The 15,416-nt window shown below is 64.3% G+C and carries 14 protein-coding genes and 1 pseudogene; 7 read left to right on the top strand and 8 right to left on the bottom strand.

Annotated elements, in window-relative coordinates; genetic code table 11:
- Positions 1 to 175 precede the first annotated feature (175 nt).
- Positions 176 to 1,510, top strand: a complete 1,335-nt coding sequence (locus MNOD_RS40330; protein ID WP_012631188.1) for an IS1182-like element ISMno8 family transposase — start codon at positions 176 to 178, stop codon at positions 1,508 to 1,510.
- A gap of 220 nt (positions 1,511 to 1,730) precedes the next feature.
- Here the strand turns inward: MNOD_RS40330 and MNOD_RS40335 are convergent, their stop codons facing one another.
- Complete coding sequence (locus MNOD_RS40335; protein WP_012631368.1) at positions 1,731 to 3,179, bottom strand: DUF1254 domain-containing protein; 1,449 nt, start codon at positions 3,177 to 3,179, stop codon at positions 1,731 to 1,733.
- 1,238 nt (positions 3,180 to 4,417) lie between these two features.
- Between MNOD_RS40335 and MNOD_RS40340 the strand changes: the two genes are divergently transcribed.
- The 3 genes from MNOD_RS40340 (at position 4,418) to MNOD_RS40350 (ending at position 5,808) form a co-directional block, all read left to right on the top strand.
- Positions 4,418 to 4,768, top strand: a complete 351-nt coding sequence (locus tag MNOD_RS40340; RefSeq protein ID WP_012631369.1) for a phasin family protein — start codon at positions 4,418 to 4,420, stop codon at positions 4,766 to 4,768.
- A 120-nt stretch (positions 4,769 to 4,888) separates the two neighbouring features.
- Complete coding sequence (locus tag MNOD_RS40345) at positions 4,889 to 5,482, top strand: hypothetical protein (RefSeq protein ID WP_015932755.1); 594 nt, start codon at positions 4,889 to 4,891, stop codon at positions 5,480 to 5,482.
- Positions 5,483 to 5,526: 44 nt separating this feature from the next.
- Positions 5,527 to 5,808: a hypothetical protein gene (locus MNOD_RS40350; protein ID WP_012631371.1), complete on the top strand. Its 282-nt coding sequence runs from the start codon at positions 5,527 to 5,529 to the stop codon at positions 5,806 to 5,808.
- Positions 5,809 to 6,249: 441 nt separating this feature from the next.
- On the opposite strand, the pseudogene MNOD_RS45405 reads toward MNOD_RS40350, so the two are convergent.
- Positions 6,250 to 7,894, bottom strand: a pseudogene (locus MNOD_RS45405) (ISL3 family transposase).
- A gap of 217 nt (positions 7,895 to 8,111) precedes the next feature.
- Here MNOD_RS45405 and MNOD_RS40365 point away from each other — a divergent pair.
- Entirely contained in the window at positions 8,112 to 8,747 is a 636-nt protein-coding gene (locus MNOD_RS40365; protein ID WP_012631372.1) for a DUF938 domain-containing protein, read from the top strand.
- 548 nt (positions 8,748 to 9,295) lie between these two features.
- On the opposite strand, the gene MNOD_RS40375 is transcribed toward MNOD_RS40365, so the two are convergent.
- The gene (locus MNOD_RS40375; protein WP_012631374.1) at positions 9,296 to 9,949 is read right to left on the bottom strand and encodes a phytochelatin synthase family protein; all 654 of its coding nucleotides are present in this window, start codon (positions 9,947 to 9,949) and stop codon (positions 9,296 to 9,298) included.
- 305 nt (positions 9,950 to 10,254) lie between these two features.
- On the opposite strand from MNOD_RS40375, the gene MNOD_RS47760 reads away from it, so the two are divergent.
- Both MNOD_RS47760 and MNOD_RS48580 read left to right on the top strand, forming a co-directional pair.
- Positions 10,255 to 10,761: a hypothetical protein gene (locus MNOD_RS47760; protein WP_157091849.1), complete on the top strand. Its 507-nt coding sequence runs from the start codon at positions 10,255 to 10,257 to the stop codon at positions 10,759 to 10,761.
- Complete coding sequence (locus MNOD_RS48580) at positions 10,758 to 10,913, top strand: hypothetical protein (RefSeq protein WP_012631377.1); 156 nt, start codon at positions 10,758 to 10,760, stop codon at positions 10,911 to 10,913. The genes MNOD_RS47760 and MNOD_RS48580 overlap by 4 nt, the downstream gene beginning before the upstream one ends.
- Before the next feature lie 286 nt (positions 10,914 to 11,199).
- On the opposite strand, the gene MNOD_RS40385 is transcribed toward MNOD_RS48580, so the two are convergent.
- From MNOD_RS40385 to MNOD_RS40400, 5 genes are all read right to left on the bottom strand, one after another.
- Positions 11,200 to 11,883: a TerC family protein gene (locus tag MNOD_RS40385; RefSeq protein ID WP_012631378.1), complete on the bottom strand. Its 684-nt coding sequence runs from the start codon at positions 11,881 to 11,883 to the stop codon at positions 11,200 to 11,202.
- A gap of 448 nt (positions 11,884 to 12,331) precedes the next feature.
- Positions 12,332 to 12,535 (bottom strand): hypothetical protein, encoded by a 204-nt coding sequence (locus MNOD_RS45415; RefSeq protein ID WP_083786753.1) that lies wholly within the window; start codon positions 12,533 to 12,535, stop codon positions 12,332 to 12,334.
- An 801-nt stretch (positions 12,536 to 13,336) separates the two neighbouring features.
- A complete protein-coding gene (locus MNOD_RS40395; RefSeq protein WP_012631379.1) occupies positions 13,337 to 13,762 on the bottom strand; it encodes a hypothetical protein in 426 nt (141 codons plus the stop codon).
- A gap of 72 nt (positions 13,763 to 13,834) precedes the next feature.
- A complete protein-coding gene (locus MNOD_RS45420) occupies positions 13,835 to 14,119 on the bottom strand; it encodes a MucR family transcriptional regulator (RefSeq protein WP_425277534.1) in 285 nt (94 codons plus the stop codon).
- Positions 14,120 to 14,348: 229 nt separating this feature from the next.
- Positions 14,349 to 15,224 (bottom strand): bifunctional helix-turn-helix transcriptional regulator/GNAT family N-acetyltransferase, encoded by an 876-nt coding sequence (locus MNOD_RS40400; protein WP_012631380.1) that lies wholly within the window; start codon positions 15,222 to 15,224, stop codon positions 14,349 to 14,351.
- Positions 15,225 to 15,416 lie beyond the last annotated feature (192 nt).

Raw genomic sequence — 15,416 nt, forward strand, 5'->3', positions numbered from 1 at the left:
AGGGCCGGTTGATCATTTTTGATACACGATTGGTCGGCCAGGACCCACTGGCCCCAAAACGTCTCCGGGACAGCCTTGTGACGCTTGATGTCCGCGGATGCAGTGTGAGGAACGGCTAGGAGCCTGTCCGAGTAAGCGTCTCGACGGCGGGGCGCGGAGGTGATTCACTCGGCCCATGGCCAAGGTGTTTCGCTCCTGGGATGTCGATCAAGGCTGGCTGCTGCCGCCCTCGTTGCATGAGTTCGTGCCGCCCGGGCATATGGCGCATTTCGTGCGCGACACGGTGCGCGAGGCGCTCGATCTGTCAGCCATCCTCGACACCTATACCGAGGAGCGCGGCTATCCACCCTACCATCCCGGCATGATGGTGGCGCTCCTGCTCTACGGCTACAGCCGCGGCCTGTACTCCTCGCGCCAACTCGCCCGCGCCTGCGAGGAGCGGGTCGACGTTATGGCGGTGACCGGCCTGAACCGGCCCGACTTCCGCACCATCGCCGAGTTCCGCAAGCGTCATCTCGCGGCGCTGTCGGACCTGTTCGTGCAGGTGCTGCGGCTGTGCCAGGCGGCCGGGCTGGTGGGCTTTGCTCATGTGGCGGTGGACGGGACCAAGCTGAAGGCCAATGCCTCGCGCCACAAAGCGATGAGCTACGGCCGGATGAAGACGACCGAAGCGGCCTTGGCGGCCGAGGTCGAGGCGTGGCTTGCCCAAGCTGCCGAGATGGATGCCGCTGAGGACCGCGCGCACGGAATGGATCGGCGCGGCGACGAGACGCCGGACTGGATGGCCGACAAGCAGCGGCGGCTTGCTGCGATCCGCGCCGCCAAGGCCGCCCTGGAAGCCGAGGCCGCCGATCCGCCCGCCCCTGAGGACGAGAGCGGGCCGGGCGCCTCGTCGGGCATGCGTTGGCAGGGGCGGCCCCTGCGCGGCGAGGACGGCGGCCCACCCGACCGGGCACAGCGCAACTTCACCGAGCCGGACAGCCGGATCCTGCCCACCCGCGACGGGTTCGTGCAGGGCTACAATGGCCAGATCGCGGTCGATGCGGCGCATCAGGTGATCGTGGCGCAGCGGCTCGTGACCAACGCAGCCGACTATCGTGCCCTGGTGCCGCTGATCGACGACGTCTCTGCTCATCTCGGACGCAAGCCGCGCGAGGTCTCGGGCGATGCCGGTTTTGCCACCGAGGCGAACCTGACGGCGCTCCAGGCGCGTCGGATCCGGGGCTACCTGCCGCCCGGCCGAGCGCGTCACGGCGAGGCCCATGCGGCTGGACGGCGCAAGCTGACGAAGATGCCGCTGATGAGCGCGATGGCTCAGCGGCTGAAGCGGGCTGGGCGCCGGAGCCGCTACCGCCTGAGAAAGCAGGTGGTCGAGCCGGTCTTCGGGCAGATGAAGCAGGCCAGAGGTTTTCGGCAGTTCCTGCTGCGCGGTCTTGAGCAGGTCCGAGGCGAGTGGGCGATGATCTGCACCGCCCATAACCTCCTGAAGCTGGCGCAGGCCGCGCGCTAAGCCTGTGGCGCGGAATCCATCCGCCCAGATCTCAACCTCAATCCCAACGCATCAACCCGTTACTCGGACGGGCTCCTAGGAGTGGGACGACCGCAGCAATGCCGATGAAGCGCATGCATGCCTCCTGTCTCTCTTCAATGCGTTCAGGACCATCAGCGCCTGCGCTGGGCACCCGGCCCAAACCGGGAACGGGCGAGTTGTTGATGGCGCAGTCAGGCGGCTAGAGCGCCGCGCCGGCGCCGCGCGTAACCGGCGGAGGGGCCCAGGATCCGTTCAGCAGCGCATCCTTCGGCCAGTAGGTGCGCAGCATCAGGATGAAAGGCCCAGTCGGGGCTGGTAGCCAGTTCGACTCCCGCTGCGGGCCGGGGCTCTCGGTCTGGATGAAGAGATCGACTGAGCCGTCTGGATTGGTCTGCAGGTTGTTGCGCGGGCTGACCGTATAGCGGTTGAGCGGGTTGTCGACGAAGAAGAAGTTCGCGTCATACATTGTCAGCGACCAGAATCCATCGACGGGCGGCAGCTCGCCGGCAGGGAAGCGCATCACGTACTTCGAGGTGCCGGCCAGCCGCCGGCCCGCAGCATCGACGGTGGTCAGGGGGTAAACCGCGTCCTGCGGCAGGTTGCAGCCGAGCCCGACCGCCGTGACCAACGCGCGCTGCAGGTAGTCCTTGCCGTAATCGCCGCCGTCGGTCGTGAATGTCCAGCCGTTGATGTGTCGGCCCGTTGTCTTCATATGTCCCATGATGCGGGAGATGGCCTGCTTCGGTGCCTGCTCGACCGCTTCCCGAACGGATGGTGTCAGGCCTCTCGGATCAAAGGTGCGCCCAGACACGATGCCGAGCGAGGCCATCTTGGCAACCGCGACCCCGTCCGCGAGCGCTGGCGGGTTATCCTTCATCAGCGCGGCGAGCAAGTTGAAGTAGGTGGCCGCGTCCAAATTGTTGACCTGCTCGCGCACGGCCGTCTTGGTGTCGATGCCTGGATCAACCTGGCCTGCCGGCGGCGTGTACGACGTTGCGGCCGCGCTCGCGGGGATGAGCCGGTACTGGTCCTGCAGGGCGTGGACGGTCTTGTAGTCCTCGGGCGTACCCGTGCAGTACGTTCGGCCGATGATCCAGACTAGGCTGGTTGGGGCTTGGATCAGCTTGGCGCCGGATGGGACGCTGCCGCTCCAACCAGGTCCTGCAATGAAGTAGGTCTGCGGGCCAGTTCCGGTTGTGCGCTTGCCCGGCACGGAAAAGACGTTCGTCCAGGCACTGAGCATTGGCATGAGGAAGTAGCGCCCGTCCTCGTTCGGGATGCTCAGGATATAAGGTTCCCGGCCGACGTCGAGGAAGGCGCTGGAATAGAGCGTGTCCGCATTGGGGGCCGTGACGGCTCGGAATTTGGCGTCTGGGTATTCCCGCAAATTGGCGAACTGGCCCATGGGGGCGCTTTTACCTTCGGGCGCGACCACGTTGGTGAGGACGCGTCGGGTCATCTCCATGGTGACGAGCGGGTAGCCGTAGATGTAGGCGTCCGTTGCCAACTCCAGCGGATCCGCCACAGCGTTGTTGCCGATGAGGAGCGCGTCCTGAGCCGCATTCTGGGCCGAGGCACGCGGAAAGCCTGAGCCGATGAGCGGTATCGTAGCGGCGCCTGTGGCGAAGATCCGTCTGGTGACACCCATAGCTGCCTCCGATGCCCCCTCATGCGGGTTGGGTCAAAGGCTCAGGTTCCGCCGGCACGATGACCGGAGGGCCCACCCTTGCCCGCCTACGAGGCGCGTCTTGATCGGTCCGGCCCACGCTTATCGAGCTACTAGCGCCGCGACGCATGTTTCGAACAGCTTAGCGTAGAGCACTCCATCCAACTTGATCCGATGAGACAAGCAAACATGAAGGCAGCAAGGGGTCGTCGGCCTTGAGCTGCTCGCCTATCAGAATGGCGCGGCGTGCCCGGCCCTGTGGGACAACGGCAAGGGGTTCACGGAAAAGCCTCACGGCGGCACCGGCATGCGTCTGGTCAATGGGCTTTTCGGCCAGCTCGGCGCGCCCGCTAGGACGGGTACCAGGACGCCCGGCTGATCATGGCCTAACGCGCGAAGCCATTCTGGCCTGAGACACAGCGACCGCCCGCGCCAAAGTTCTCGAGTTCTGAAAACGCTGGCCGTCTGCCGGTTCCGTAAGCCGGTCTTATGCGAGCGACGCCGACGTGACAGGCGGGCAGGAGACCGCTGGCGTCCGGATTTGATTTCCTGACACGCAATCCTTACAGGTTTAAGTGTCTGAAAAACCGTCGGATACTGTTGGCGAATTCGGGTGGCTCTTCGGCCGGGCGTCTGGCGCGGCCGTTGCACGGGCGTGAGGCCGGTCCCATCCCGGGCTCCGCGGCGGGCCTGATCGAATTCGCCAACTGTATCCCGTCGTTTTTCCATACATGTCGTTTAGCGGCTTAACGAAAGTGGCGTGTCTCGGTTGGGTCTGGATGAAAGCCTGGCCGGCAGCTGCGGGAGCCGCGCCCTGTTCAACACCAGACCACGATCCGTGTCTCACGGGGGGAGTCCCGAACCCCGGCCGGGCGTTTTGTGTCCCACCGAGACCTGCATGTGCGCTTACGCACGTCATGCCGCCAGGACGGTCCCCACATGAGGTTTGCCCTTCGTGGGCGTTTCCTCCCTAGACTCGGGCCGCTCTCACAAGGGCGGCCCTTTTTTTCTGATGGCTCAATCCCGAGCGTGGATCAGCCAGCCGAGCAGGGACATTGCCATATCCCTGTCGAAGGGGCCGGGGGAGCCGCGCGTGCCGCACGCAGCGATCGAGGCCACCTCGGTCTAGACCGGAAGTCGGGGTTGTGCTCTCTTGTGCATTGCAGCATTAATGCCGCGCCGCACAAGAAGGCGGTGCGTACCCCCGTGGAGAAACGTCCATGACGAGCCAGAACCCCTTCGAGGTCCCCGCCGAGCTGCGCGACTTTGCCGACAAGAGCCTCGCGCAAGCCCAGCAGGCCGTCGCGGCCTTCTTCCAGAACACCCGCAAGCTCAACGAGACCGTCCAGTCCTCGTTCAAGGCCTCCCAGCTGCCGGTTAGCGTCGCTTACGCCCGCAGCCTCGACTTCGCCGAGCAGAACGCCGACGCTGCCTTCGCGGTCGCCCATAAGATCATCCGCGCCCGCGATCTGCAGGAGGCCGGTCAGATCCGGGCGGAGTACCTCCGTGCTCAGTTCGACACGTTCCAGGCTCAGGCCAAGGAAATCTATTCGGTCGCCAAGGCCGCGTAACCTGGTGCGACTGGCGAGAGCCCGCGCCTCCCGGGCGCGGGCCCGCCTCTGACGTGAGAGAGCGGCGACATGGCAGCGCGACGCGGTAGGCGTTCAACATCAGCCCAACGGGGAAGCTCCATGACCGAGGCAGTGGCTCCTGGCGAGCAAATCACCGAGGCTGGTGACGAGCAGGCTGTTCTGCCGCCGACCGAGGGTGAGCAGACGTCGCTCGAAGCTGTCCCCGTCTACGACCCTGAGCCGTTGCCCGCGCAGGAAGAGGCTCCTGAGGCTCTCATGTCAGAAGCGGCGCAATCCGAGGCTGATGAGCCGGCGAGCGCTTCTGAGATCATCGCGGCGGAGCCAGAGCCGATCGCGGTTCACTCGCTCGAAGTGAGCGCGCCAGAGATCTCGGGCGAAATACCCGCTCCTGCGCCAGCCACGAACGAGCATGCGGTTGCCGGTGTGAGTGCCGCCCCCCAGCCTGCAGCCACTCAGGCGAGCGTGTACTCTATCGCTACTCGTCTTCTCGAGAAGGCAGGTGCGCAGCAGAGGATCTGGTTCTCCTACGCTGAGAGCGAGCTTAAAGCCAAGCTTACTTACGGTCGCGTTCTATCCAAGTCGCGGACGCCGGTCGATGTGATTTTAGCGTCCAATGCTGAGTATCTCCGTGCGCTTGTGGCGAGCAGCAATGTACTGAGTGAAATTGTAGCGGATGGAATCACGCTGGCATAAACGCCAACGGCTGACCTGATACATTGCTCTGACTGAGACGTGCCGTGCTCATATCTTGCCTTGAAGCGACGTTGCTGCTGATAGAGGGGCAGAAGGTTGTTGAACTGCGGCTCATGAAGCTGGCCCGGGGCGGCTTGGAAGCCTGGCTCGAGGCTCAGCTCATGGTGAGCGAGAAGGTGAGTGCCGCCTTTGAAGCAGCCGGCATGCTGGTGGTGGGCAAGGGGTTCGAAGCCGTCATTGTCCGCTATCGCGAACATGTGGCTGCAAACACGCAGAGATTATCTACGGCAACCACTTCTGATCTGCACCCGCAAGCTTGGTCGTGAGCGATGCGCCACAGCTCGTTAGTGCGCCGAGGTGAGATGGTCGGGTGGCAGGCTGTTCGTGGCGTCCACCGAGAAGCTCAAGTCCCAGAGGATTACCCGCAGTCCGCACTAAAGCTGGTTCACAAGGGTGTATCATGAAGCCATCCGCTAGAGCGCTCATCAAGTGCCATGTGCTGCGTGATCTGGATCGCGCTCTAGCGCAACGCAACCTAGAGCGCGTGATGATTTTACTTGGTCGTCAGCTTAGGCTTGAAGAGTTCGGTTCCGCCGCAGCATAGCAGTCCGCTACGCCGCAGCAGGTGCCGGCGGGCTTGCCCGCCGACCGTGTCGAAACCGGCAGGGTGATCGTGCACCGCACGCCGTCAGAACCCAGTTCGTAAGCGACCTCGGCCCCGATGATCCGCCCCCCCCTGTGAGTGGTTCATCGGCGAGTTTGGTGGATCAGGCTGCGAGGAGGAAGGGGCGTCGAAGGAGGTCGAGCTTGGCTCGCCCGTACATGGTCCGCTTCAGCAGCTTCAGGCGGTTGACTTGGCCTTCCGCCTGTCCGCGGCTCCACGGCAGTTCCAGCCCGGCTCGCACGGCGTCTTGATCCTGAGCGAGGCTGGCGGCGAAACTCTCGACCACGCGTACGCCGCAGCTGCGCTTCGGCTAGCCACGTGTCGAAGGCCGCGAGGGCGGCGGGCTCCGCACCCTTGCCGCCGCAGCGGACGATCCGGCAGAACCGGCGAGCAAGACCGACGACTTTGGCAGTCTCGCCGTCCTGAAGCACCCGCGCCACCACGGCCACGGCCCCGGGATCGAGCTCGTCGGGCTCGCGCAGGAGATGCCGCGACAGCTGCTTAGGCGAAGGGAGGGGCGGCCGTGGCGATGGCGCGATCATCGCTGCAGCCGGCGGTGTTTGCCAGCGCCGGATCGTGGTCTTGGCCGGGCGCGTGCGCCGTTCGCTCAGCCAGCGTCGCACCTGCTTCGGGGTACCGGGATAACCGAGATCGCGAAGCTCGCGCCAGAGCTGCATGGCCTTCTCGCAGCCCTCACCGAGGCGGGCGGACAGGTGATCGAGATAGGGATCGAGGATGCTCGGCCCCGGCCCGCGCAGGCCATGACGCGGGAAGTGCTCGGCGAAGGCGTACTTGCGCACGGTGGCGCGGGCCAGACCGGCCTCGCGATTGATGCGCCGGAGCGCCTGACCCGCGGCGCGCCGGCGACGGACATCATCGTAGAGGGCCTCCCATCGCCCGACGGCTGCAGCCCGGGTGAACACCTCAGCGGGGGCACGCGGCTAGGCCGTCGTCCGGCGGAGCGAGGAAGCTGGGAGTGCCGTCAGCGGCATCTGCCTCAGGCGCGGGTGGACCCGGGCGAGCCAGCGCTCGAGCATCTGCCGCGTGTTGAGCAGCAGATGCCAGCGGTCGGCGACCTGCGGGGCGGCCGGCGCTCCCATCGTGGTGCCCCGGGCGTACTCGGTCGAGCGGTCGCGCGCCACGAGGTGGATCTGTGGCTCGTGCCGAAGCCAGGTGGCCAGCGTCGCGGCCGAACGATCCGGCAGCAGGTCGACGGGGCGATGGCGCTCGAGATCGATCACGATCGTCGCGTAGGTCCGGCCCTTGCGCAGGGCCCAGTCGTCGACCCCGACGACCTGCGGTTGACCTGCGGACGGCAGCGGCAGAGCCCGGATCGTTCGCAGCAGGGTCGTGGCGGTGGTTGGCATGACCAGATGCGAGAGCAGCCGGGCGGCAGGCTGGCCGCCGAGCGCGACCCCGGTTCGCACCTGGGCCTGTGCGAGCCGGCGGGTGCGGGAAGCGTCGCGGCCGAGCAGGTGCGTGAAGCGTTCGGCGAACGTGCGACGCGGGCAACCGGGGGCATGGCAGTAGAAGCGTCGGATCGTCAGGTGCAATCGCACGATCTTGCCGCTGGCGGGCAGATCGGCGGGCCGTCGTTGACAGCGGCTATGGACAGCCGAGCTAAGCGTCCGACAGGCTGGGCAGCGGGCCTGATCGCGTTCGCCTTCTGCGGCGACGCTGAGGGCGTTTTGGCCGTCACGCCCCACACGAAGCAGGCGGCAGCCGGGAAGATGGCAGAGCAGGGTCATGCCCTGATCTGCGGATCGGTGCCGGCATCGACCAGAAGCTCGCCGTCACCCTCCCAGATCCACCAAACTCGGCGATGAACCACCTCATGGGGGCCGATCAGTATACCCCTGCGGACAAAAGCCTGCGGCGCAGGTTGCAGTTGCGCTATGGCTCTGCTTGGCCCTGGTCCTTTCTCAGCTTACCTCATGGGAGCCCATGCTTGCCGAGAGGTGCGCCATGCTGGAATGGGACGCTGTCTTGGGCCAGACCGGTTCATCCGGCGACGCTCTGTTCGCACCGGCCGTAGCTCGAAACAGGGAGGTTATTCTCGACGTCCTACGGCGCGTGCTCCCGCCCACCGGCTTAATCTTGGAAGTGGCAAGCGGGTCAGGCGAACACGTCGTGCACTTCGCATCTGCACTGCCCGATCTGCAATGGCAACCGAGTGATGCAGACCCGAAAGCGCTCAGGAGCATCGCGGCACATGCGCAAGCTTCTGGCGTGCCGAATATCCTGTCGCCCATGCCGCTTGACGTGCGCGAAGAGCGTTGGCCTGTAGCGCGCGCGGATGCGGTGCTTGCCATCAACATGGTCCACATTGCCCCGTGGGCCGCAACAGAGGGATTGATGGCGGGAGCTGGCCGCGTCCTGCCAGAAGGCGGGCTGCTGTACCTCTATGGTCCGTTCAGAGTAGCTGGGGTGCACACTGCTCCGAGCAATGCAGCCTTCGACGCGGATCTGCGGGCGCGGGATCCCGCTTGGGGAGTCCGGGATGTGGAGGCGGTCTCCGCGGCGGCACTCGCGCAGGGTTTGACCCTCTTGGACCGCATCCCGATGCCAGCCAACAACTTTAGCTTGGTATACTCACGGTAAGTCAGCGGCTAGCTTCTATCCTTCAAATCGTGTCTGTTGGGGTATACCTGTGCGGACAGGTGTATCGCCGAAGCCCAGTCCGTCACCCCAAAGGATTAGCCTGCGGCAGCGGAGGGTCACCATGGAGTTCAGGATTCCGAAACCGATCTCGGCCCAGGCCCATCGCCGGTTCGACATGCTGGCGTTTCCGGGCCTCCTGGCCCTAACGGCCTGGAGGGCAGCGCTCTGCTGACCACCAACTACCCGCCGCCGGTTCTCCGGCCGTGGATGAGCTTCCGGCAGCACAACCGCCTGCGGCCATCCATGCGGCCTGCCTGGCCGCGCTCGCGCTCGGGACACCGAAGATCCCGGAGCAGGACCGTGCCCTGCTCCTGGCAGTCGCGGCGGCTCCCCTCACCCTGAGCCTGCTCAGCGGCACACAGGAAAGCAGACCACTGCTGCGGCACGGGTTCCGTTGGGCACAACCGTAGTGTTTATAACCTGTTCGGTTTGCGTGTTTGGAAATCAAGCATGTTAAACCGGCTCACACCAGAGGCAATCAAGCGATGTCACTCAATTAGGAGAAGGCCGCGTTTCTTGTCGCCATCCAGGGTGTCCATAGCCGAGTAAAGGCGCGGCCGCTCAATGAGCCATGGCTGGTAGTTGCGGTTCACATCCAGGACGAAAACGAGGTCCTCGGCCTCCATATAGCCGCCAACCGGCGAGTGGTGGCCCGCGCCTCCGCCGAAGATGGACGCGCGGCTGAAGTTGATGATGTAGCGACGCCCCGAGTCATTGGCGCGGCGCATGTGCTCACGGAACTCGTCAGCGCTAAGATCACGAAGAACGATGACCTTCCGCTTCGTATGCGTGCGCGCAACATCGGCCAATTGGTCGAGAGTCAATCCGAGCACGCAGAACCCGGTCCAGCAACGCCCGGTACCCGCGAGAACAGCTGACTCGGTGTCCGCACGCTCGTTCAGCGAGCGGAAAGCGCTGGCGACACTCGCCGGCCCGCAGAGAGAGACGTTGGACTGCCAAACCAGGTCACGCCGGAAGCTTGCTGCAACGGGAAGCTGCCAGGCCCGATCAAGAAGCGGCCCGGAGCGCGTGACCGCCGACTGGATGGCCTCTGGTGAAACCCGTGGTGAGATCGGCGCGAGCGCTATAGCTCCCGGGATGCCGAGAGCTAAGCAAGCAGTGGCGATGAGCTTGAGCTTCATGGCGGCTTCTCGCCAACCAGGGCACACGGCCGGATCACCAGCTTACATCGGGGGCGCAGTCGCGGCACCGGAGATTAGGACCGATTGGCGTCGTGTGCAGAACCCGACCGTGCTGCATTGCTTTCCACTTGCACCATCGGGGCCGTCCACACTTGTCGCAAACGTGAGCGCGTTCACGCGCCGTGAGGCATACCCGCCCAGCTTGCCGCCCCCGTCCCAGAGCCGGCCCATGATCCGAACGTCCTCTCAACCAAGGATGCCTGACCAAGGACGCTTGGCTCGCCACGTCCGGCATGCGCGCCTTCATGATCAAGCACAACGCTGGCTCGCGGCGGGTGCTCTCGTTCGCTGGTCCCGTCCTCACCATGACACAGGACGTGACGAAGCTGGCGAAGGTGAAGCTTGAGGAGGCCCGCCAGCGGCCGATCGTGGCCGAGGAGTCCCCGACACTTCCGGCACTCTCAATGCCCGCCAGCACGCCTACTACTGCCCTTGGTGGACGTCAGGTTGCATCGGATCGCGCGGATGATCTTGCGCGCGGCGATCACCTTGCCGTGGAGCAACTCCTCAGCCGCCCGGTGGAGTTCAGCCGCTTGATGACTCCAGTCCGCGATCGTCTCTTCGCCTTGCCTCTGCAGCTCGGCGAACGACGGAGGCTTCATGGCTCATTGACCTCAATTATGAACGCGCGCATGTTCAGCGACGGCGCGACTAAGCTTGGCCCTGACACGACCGGCGTTGTCGAGGTGATCAAGCAGGACGCCACCGTCATGGCGCCCGACGAACCCGGACCTGAGAAGTCTGTACTATGATCGACACACTCTCGTGGCTGTTCGGCCGCGCGGACCACGCGGTCCTCTACCACGATGTCGGGCTGGCGCTGTTCGCCTTCGCCGTGGTCGGGTGGTGCGCCGAGCGCATCCTGGGGCGCCGCCAGACGCACGAACGCCCGGCGGAGGGGTAGGACCTTGCCGGGCGCTCGCTCGCCTGGAGACACATCATACGTGGGTGGCCAACCTTCATGGTAGGCGCCCTGTTCCAGTGCAGACAAAGAGAAGCCGGCGCGGGGGATGATCCGGCCGGCTCAGTGCGCCTGGCGACGAGTACCGAAGGGGCGCCGATACCGATCAGCTCAGTGCCGGACCTGCCGGCCGTTCCTGGCCTACGTAGTTCGCCGCCGCGCCGCGAAGCTTCCATTCAGGGGAGCGGACTCCAGTTGAACGTGGAGGAAAAACTCAGTGGCAGGTCATCTATGATAGATCAATGCCGCTTCCGACAACGCTGCTGACCACGGGCCAGACCTCGAGGAATCCGCGGTAGATCATATCGAGGGCCACGTACAGGATGATGGCCAGGCCGATATAGCCAATCCAGTGGTACTTCTGCAGCAGACGCGCGATGAAGCTGGCGGCGATCCCCATCAGGGCGATCGACAGGCCAAGGCCGAAGATGAGAGCGACCGGGTGCTCCCGTGCGGCCCCCGCCACGGCCAGCACGTTGTCGAGCGACATGGACACGTCCGCCACGACGATCTGCCAGGCAGCCTGACCGAAGGTCTTGCGCGGAGCATGTTCGGCGATCAGGCCGTCTTGGCCGAGATCACGATCTTCAAGAGCCTCATCGGCCTCAAGATCCTTCTCCACGTGGCCAGCCCGCGACTCGCGCCACATCTTCCAACAGACCCACAGCAACAGGATGCCGCCGGCCAGGAGCAGGCCCACGATGGCAAGGAGCTGAGAGACCAGTCCTGCGAAGACGATGCGCAGAACCGTGGCCGCCGCGATCCCGATCAGGATTGCCTTGTTCCGCTGCTCCCGCGGCAGGCCTGCCGCTGCCAGGCCGATCACGATCGCGTTGTCGCCGGCTAGGACCAAGTCGATCATGATGACCTCGAAGAGGGCCGACAGCGCTTCGGCAGTCAGAAGTTCACTCATGACGAAAGCCCCGGGATAAGACGGCCGCGCTCGGAAATGTCGTGCACCATGTCTCAGGAGAACCTCGTGCTCGTCGGCAGCCGCACGGGTGCGGATCGAAAGATCCACGGGCGCGCTGGAGGCGACGTTTGCTCCTGAAGGCCCTGGAGACGGGCGGCATCGCGGTTACGCGATGACGATGAACAGGAGCCACACCGAGATGGTCGCCATACCCCGCCGGTGTCGCGTTCAGGGCGCGTGCGGGGCACGGAGCGGCTGACCACGCAGTCGGTGGCCGCGATCGTTCTTGTAGCTATGAAACACGATCTCGATTAGCGTGAGATTTACTTCAAGATCATAGACAAACTATGCTCGATCTTTGAAAAACTACCGGACGGCTTCGACTCTGATGCGTCTCCGGAGCGCAGCAGCCATCCACTTTTTGAGCCCTGCACACACGTAGGCTGCTTCACAGCGTTGAACCCTTCCTGGCCTTCTCCTGCCTTACAAGGTCTTCAAGAAGTTTTTGGGCCATTACAACGTACTGTGACTTATCAACCGGCGCCGATTTTTTCCCATATGATGTAGTAACCGTCATAACGCCACGATCAACCTTGAAGATGCCGGAATAAGTCCTCCCATCCATTTTGCAATGTACTGAATGACCAGACATGCGGGATCCCTCCCAGCTCCTAAAAATTACGCACCGAATGTGCAGCCCATGATAATGCGCTTCGCAAGTTTAGTCATCCTTGAAATGGAGGCTGCATATTTGTTCGGGGTGAACGCAATGTTTCGCCCTGCGAGCGACAATTATAAAGTCATAAGCTTGGCTGCTCACGCAGCGACATCGGATGCAGCTACGCTTATCGAAATGTTTAGTGATGCTCCTACCTGTCGGTGTCCAGGACCGCCATGACACGGTTTGCCCGCCGGGTCCGAACAATCGCAGGAGGGTACGGACGCGTTCTCGCGAGGGGGCGGGGGCCGGTGCGCCGGAGGGGGCACCGGTCCTCGTCTGCGGCGTGCCGGCGCGGCATCAGGGCAAGCGCGCGATCAATCCGAGTTGACTGGTCGGCCGGCGAGCTACTGGCGCGCGACGAGGAGCCGGGAGTAACATCGCGATCGGTCGGCGCGGGTGTCTCCCCCGCACGTCCCCGCGCCGCCAGCGAGACTCCTCGCAAAGGGACGGGGGCCGGTCAGCCGGAGGGGGCCACCGGTCCTCGTCTGACACCTGCCCGTGGGCATCACCACGGACAGCCGATTGCGCCAGGAGCTCCGGTTCCTTCTCGCCGGGCTCGCCCATGTCGGAGCCTTCGGTGAAGCCAAACAGGGGCTCGCTGTCGAGCTCTTCGTCGCGGCCGCTGTTCTCTGCCGCGGTTCTCTCATCCTGAGCCAGGACCACGCTGTCGGGCGGCAGGATGAGGAATGCAGCAGCGGGTAGGAAAGGCAGAGAGTCACCGACAGCCGCCTCTCACCGTCTAGCTGGTCGAGTTCCGAACCCAGACCGATTTTCGCCTTCGGCCAAGCTCGCCGCGTTCTTTGCCGCGGCGAGCCGCTCACAAGCCCGCACGCGCCGTCGGTGAAAGGTGCGCTCTTGCCAACCCTTCTCACGGCACCACTCCGCAATCGAGGCCTCCGCGTCCCCGCCGGCCGCCCGGATGCGCGCGTAAGTCGTCAGCGCCAGGAACTCGTCCTTGTCGGTCAGCACCGTGTGGGCAAACGCCAGAATGTCGAAGCTGGCGCTCGGCTGCTCCAGGTCGGTAGAGCGCAGCGCATTGCCGGGCCTGGTGGCGACCGCGGATTCCCGCAGGAGCCGCATCGGGATGATGACCCACCGCTCGATGTCCTTGGCGGTCCACGCAGGGAGCGGATCAGCAGGCTCAGGGGGCTCTGCCACCTCGCTCGGCTCCTCGCCGCCTCTGCCGTTCGCTCCAGGGCTCCCCTGCAGGCTCACACTGCTTAGGGCTCCTCAGCGCGCCTTCGCCTGCGAACGGCCGCCGCTGCGCCCAGCTGCACCCTTGCGGCCCAGCCCAGAGTTCTTGGCCAGCTCGGAGCGTTGCGCCGCGTAGTTCGCCGCGACCATCGGATAATCGAGCGGAAGGCCCCACTTGGCCCGGTACCGCTCGGGCGATGCGCCCCGCGCCCGATGGCGCGTGAGAAGCTTCTGTCTGCGATCAAGCGCCTGCCGGTGCCGCTTGGCAGATGAAAGAATGGAGGTTGGCCTGGTCTCCAAAGTCATCGCGGGAGCGGTCAACGGCTTAGGTCCCGGTGTTATGGTGCTGTCCGTACGGTTCCCGTGCCGTCGATAACGCTGTCAATCGCGCCCGAACAGATGGCTCGCCATGCTCGGCGCCGTGGTCGCCTACCGCGCGCCGAGCACCTGCGCATGACCGCCATGGTCAGCCTCGCCTCGCCCGAGACCGCGCATTACTCGACTCGAATATCTTCAGATGTCACTCACAAAAACAGCAGATCAGGACTGATCAGAGCTTCTTCTCGAAGAAACGATCCGGATAAGGATCATCATTAAAGCGGTCGATCTCCACCCAGCCTGACTGGCAATAGAGGCGTACAGCTTCGGGCAGTGCGCTATTGGTATCCAGACGAAGTGTCTTGATGGACAATGCGCGTGCAGTGTCTTCGGCGGCAGCCATCAGGCGTCGGGCGATTCCAAGGCCGCGTGCGCAGGATGACACCCAAAGCCTTTTGATCTCCGCGGTATCGCCCCCCGTCCCCTTCAGGCCGACACAGCCGAGCGGAAGACCATCCGATAGGGCGACAACAAACGTTCCTCGAGGGCGGATCATGTCGGCGGCGTCCGGATCGCGCGAGAGAGAAACGTCGAATCCCTTCGCGAACCGCTGCGCGAGTTCAGCGTAATATTCCTGGAGGCAGTAGCGCGCCGCATCGCTTCGCGGATCGACCTCATCCAATTTAATTCGGTCGCGCCCCAACGCGGAAGCGACGATATCCATCGCGGACAGGAGCAATTCTTGATCAGGATGCTTGCTCAAGATGGATGAGGCTTGTGCATTTGAAAGATCCTCGTAGATCTGGAATTCGCGCTGGCCTGCGTCGGTGAGGATGGCCATACGACGACGTGCATCGTCGGGGTGTGGCTCGATCCTCACGAGACCTTCATCCTCCAATCTCCTGAGCAAACGGCTCATCAGGCCCGAGTCCAGCCGAAGACAATCACGGAGGTCGGCCACGTCCGACCGTCCCTGGCCGATCGCGTTCAACACCCGGGCCGCGCCGAGCGGACGGCCGCGACCAAGGAACGAGGTGTCGAGCGCGCCGACCTCCAGGGTGACCGCGCGGCTAAAACGGCGAAATCGGGCAACGGGATCGAGCGGCATGGTATCTGACTTTAGTCAGACAAAATGCAGTGTCAAAGGCTGTCAGCAGGCAGCGGCGCTCGTGGCCCAAAATTCCTTATCCTGGGAGACTCATCCTGCTCAGCGAAAACCGCTTCTGAAGCTGCGCGCTAAACCAAACCCGCATTCCGCCTGATGGTTGCTGGCGACGTGCTGAGAACCGACAGTCTGGCA

This window comes from Methylobacterium nodulans ORS 2060 (assembly GCF_000022085.1).
Lineage (GTDB): Bacteria > Pseudomonadota > Alphaproteobacteria > Rhizobiales > Beijerinckiaceae > Methylobacterium > Methylobacterium nodulans.